General features: G+C 34.2%; 4 protein-coding genes. 3 read left to right on the top strand and 1 reads right to left on the bottom strand.

What is annotated here, in order from left to right; all coding sequences use genetic code 11:
* Nucleotides 1-276: hypothetical protein (locus ACJMLH_RS03030; RefSeq protein ID WP_405274600.1), on the top strand; the 276-nt coding region annotated here is incomplete at its 5' end.
* A gap of 415 nt (nt 277-691) precedes the next feature.
* Here the strand turns inward: ACJMLH_RS03030 and ACJMLH_RS03025 are convergent.
* The gene (locus tag ACJMLH_RS03025; protein ID WP_405274598.1) at nt 692-934 is read right to left on the bottom strand and encodes a hypothetical protein; all 243 of its coding nucleotides are present in this window, start codon (nt 932-934) and stop codon (nt 692-694) included.
* Between the two features lie 235 nt (nt 935-1169).
* Between ACJMLH_RS03025 and ACJMLH_RS03020 the strand changes: the two genes are divergently transcribed.
* Both ACJMLH_RS03020 and ACJMLH_RS03015 read left to right on the top strand, forming a co-directional pair.
* Nucleotides 1170-2843: a C1 family peptidase gene (locus ACJMLH_RS03020; protein WP_405274596.1), complete on the top strand. Its 1674-nt coding sequence runs from the start codon at nt 1170-1172 to the stop codon at nt 2841-2843.
* 36 nt (nt 2844-2879) lie between these two features.
* Nucleotides 2880-4493: C1 family peptidase (locus ACJMLH_RS03015; protein ID WP_405274602.1), on the top strand; the 1614-nt coding region annotated here is incomplete at its 3' end.

Raw genomic sequence — 4493 nt, 5'->3', positions numbered from 1 at the left:
ATATGCCTTTCAATCCTATCAAGGTCAGATTTCAATGATATGAAAATGATAGAGGAATTTCTAATAGAAAATGAAATCCCTATGTGCAGTGAGCTTTTCGCTGTTCGAGATAAGGTGGATGATATCGCTTCCATTTACAGAATAGTATTGCACTGCAAATCAGCCAATGTCCGCAATATGTTCAAAAACAAACTCAAATATCCTAAAAAACATGACTCTGATGATAATAGAGATGAAGGGGCGCCATTATTGGGTCTTGGGGCATTATTTGGATGATTCTCAAGATATTAATAAGTTAATTTTAAAGAATTTTATTTTAAAATTCATTTTAATATTTTGTGATGCTTTATTTTTCAAAATAACTTTTTAAATTTCTTTATTTTTATTTTTAAGATGCAAGTAAGCACTTACATTCGAAAAACTTTATATATGGCCTTATCTATATAGTTACTTGTGCAAAGACGTGTTAAATCAAAAGATTAACATGTCTTTCTCAAATTAATTTTACTAAATGTGATATTTTTTTCATAATTAAAGCATGATTTTTTCATGCTTTTAATTTCCTCCCTTGTTTTATATGAATTTTATCAATTTTTTTAATCTCAATTATATTTAACTGTATTTTAGAATGTTTTAAAGCTCACAACCCAAAAGGGTTTGTGATTCCATTTAATATTCAATTTTAAGCTGATTATGGGTGGCTTTTCCATATTTCCATTTTTTGTGATTTGTTCAGATAACTGTTGTAGTCATCATCCATGGAGTTTAAAGCCCTAAACATGCGGCAGGTATCATCAGGGTTTGTAAATCCATTTCCATGCCCACAAATCATGCCTCCTCCGCCGATACCGTCAATTATCCAATACTGGCAGTTAAGACATACTGCGTCATATGAATAATCTCCGATATCAATTCCTTCAATATTCTGATACATGACAAATTTCCTCCAAAGATTCAAATTAGTGTATATAACTATGATTAACAGATTTTTTAAATCTATCTCATACGCAGCAAATGAAATAACTAAAGTTGTTCCAACAATGAATATGGTCAAAAAAATGAAATTACTTTATATGTGGCAAACAGAAATAAATAATGTATAAAATGGAGGAAAAATATTGAAATTTCATAAGATAAGTATAGTCTTTCTGTTCTTATTGATAATGACAATGGAAATTGTGTGTGCTGAAGATGCAAATCAGACAGTTTCAGACACATTGCAACTGAATAGCACACAGGATGTTGTTTCTGATGCTCCTGTAATGTCATATGATGATTTATCAAAAACGATAAAAGAAGCAGATGATTCAATAACTTTAGAAAGTGACTATAAATATAAAGATACTGACAAAATCAAGAAAATAGATTTTAAAAACAGAAAATTTACCATTGATGGTAATAATCACGTAATCGATGCTGACGGCAAAACTACTATATTTAATGTGAATGGTGGAACATTAACATTAAAAAATATTGTATTTAAAAACACCAATGACTCTGCAATACAATTGAAGAGTTGCACATTGAATACCATCAATGTCACATTCATAAATGCCAATGCTCAGGATTACGGAGGTGCTGTATATGCAATTAATAGTGACTATTACAGTACCAACGATAAATTCACTGACAATTCTGCTAAAGAGGCCGGATCTGCAATATTCGGAATGTCTTCCAAAATATATATTACAAATGCAACATTTACAAACAAAAATCCTATAAAATGGAGTTTGATTTATGGAAGCAATTGTATGATTTCTGTTTCAGACACTATTTTTGCAAACACTACCTCAAGATATGCAACTGCAATATATAATTCATACATCACAAATATCACAAAATCAAAATTCATTAACTTAAGTGCAATTGCAACTGGGGGAGCAGTTGCAGTAAAAACAGCTAATCAAAAGATGTATCCTGTATTAGTAATTAATGACTGTGAGTTTACAAACGTCAGTGCCGGAAGAAATGGTGGAGCTGTTTTTGCAGATATCGCAGCCGCCACTGATACTACAGGTAAAGGATATGTTTTAATCGCAAATACTCTGTTTAACAAAAACACTGCAGAATTTGGAGGAGCAATACTTCAGCTGGGAGGATCACTTGCTGTGGCAAACTCCAATTTCACAGACAATACTGTATCTGAAAACGGAGGAGCAATCTACTCATCAAGGGCAAATGTTATAATTAAAAATGGCGCATTTACAAACAACAGCGCACATGAAATTGACGGATGCGGTGGAGCCGTATATCTTGACTTTGAAGAGGCAACTATTCTCGATTCTACATTTACAGACAATGTAGCAGGTAAAGGAGGAGCGGTTTACAGTTTATCCACAGCATACGATATCAAAAATTCACAGTTCAAAAACAATGACATATACACCCGATTTGATTATGACAACTCCAGCATTACAAACTGCGGAGAATACTCAGCCACAATAAACGACAAGCAATTAAGTTATCTCGTCAGACACAACGGTGAAGAAATTATATTGAACCCTCAGAAAATTACAGGTTCAGCTAAAGATTCCTACTTCAATCTAAATGATTTGGGATTGGTTACTCCTGTTAAAGACCAGGGTTCAATGGGTTCATGCTGGGCATTTGGAGCAGCAGGCGCATTTGAATCATCATACTTAATTGCAACAGGAAAAGAAATTGACATTTCCGAAAATAATATTCAAAACCTCGCTCTTCCTTATTCAGAATACGGACAATACGAAACAAGCGAGGCCGGAAGCATGTTAATGACTACTGGATACTTTGCAAGCTGGTTGGGTGCAATCAACTCAACTGATGATTTTTACGATGAGCTTGGAAAAGTTTCCGCCTTAAAATAGGGTCCTAATGCAGTCCACACTGTAAATGCTGTTTTTATAAAGATAACAGACAAGAATGCGATTAAGAAATACTTAACAAAATATGGTGCAATGAACCTGTTCGTATACGGTGCAGATTCACGGGACAAATCCTACAATAACCAGTACAAGTCAGTGTACAACAACAAATACTTTGGAAACCATTACGTGACATTAGTCGGATGGGATGATAATTTCTCAAAAAACAAATTTTCAACTAAAGCTCCAGGCAATGGCGCATGGATTTGTAAAAACAGTTGGGGAAGCAAATGGGGAGATGGAGGATACTTCTATATTTCCTACTATGATAAATCATTAAATGCAAATGCAGTAGGATTCACATTTGACAATGTGGAGTACTATGAGACACTTTATCAAAATGAACTCATCGGAGAGTACTCATTCCTTGAACAATACGATTCATACTCACAGAAATATGTCAGTGAAAACGGAGACCTAATTGCTGCTGTCGGAACATATTTTGAAGAGGCTGGCAGTCCATATACCATTTCAGTATATGTCAATGACCATAAGGTTTACAGTCAAAGCGAAAAATCAGACCATTCAGGATATGAAACAGTCAAATTAAACAAGTACATTGCAGTTGATTCAAATTCAACATTTGAAATCAGAATAAAATCCGAGTCAGTGCCAATTTCTAAATCAACAAGAAGCATTCTCGTACCTGGTGTGAACTATGCAATCAGTAACAGTAAAAAAATTGACTTTACAACCTTAGGTTATATTGCTCCGATTAAGGTATACACCTATCACAGTCCTGTAATTACCAAAACCCTTGAAAAACATTATGATTTGAATGAAACTATATTCACAGTTTTCGATGTTGGGGGTACAGACAGCATTCCTGCTAGCTTCAACAATACCAATTATACTATAAGCATTGTTAATGGTACAGGAAGCATTTCATTAGGAGTTTTACCTGGAGGAGAATATCTGGTAACCGTAACTTACAAAAACAAAACCTTTTCAAGTCCGGTCATTGTAAGGCCAAGTGTTCGCGCCGTCGACGAAAAAAAATTGACATGGGCATATGATGCATCAGGATCTGTACCTGTACAGTTCTTTGATTTGAACGAAAACCCTCTCAAAAATACCGTTGTATCTGCCAAATTTGACAATAAGAAAATTTCCGATGCAAAAACCAATGAAAACGGTATATTAAACATACCAATCAAGGCGAAAAATTCAATCGGAAAACACTACCTTGACTTTGTAAATCCAAATACCGGTGAAAAAGTAAGAATTACAGTCAAAATTGTTTCCAGATTCGCTGAAAATAAAGCTATTAGCATGTACTATTACGACGGACATAAATACACAGTACGTGTAAAAGACGACAACGGAAATTTCGTGGGCAAAAACAAAGTTGTAACCATCAAAATAGGCAAAAAGTCATTTAAAGTAAAAACCAATGCCAACGGATATGCAACCTTGAAAATACCTTCCAAAATCACTCCGGGAAAATACACAATTTCCTCAAAATACAAAGGCCAGACTGTTAAAAACAAATTAACTGTAAAACAGGTACTGAAAACCACAAAAACAGTTAATGTCAAAAAGTCAGCCAAAAAACTTGTATTGAAAGCAACCCTCAAGAAAGGAAAAACAGCC

Origin of the sequence: Methanobrevibacter sp., assembly GCF_045116495.1 — an archaeon.
Classification (GTDB): Archaea; Methanobacteriota; Methanobacteria; order Methanobacteriales; family Methanobacteriaceae; genus Methanocatella.
The sequence above is the reverse complement of the archived record's forward strand: the minus strand, read 5'-3'. Positions and strand labels throughout refer to the sequence as shown.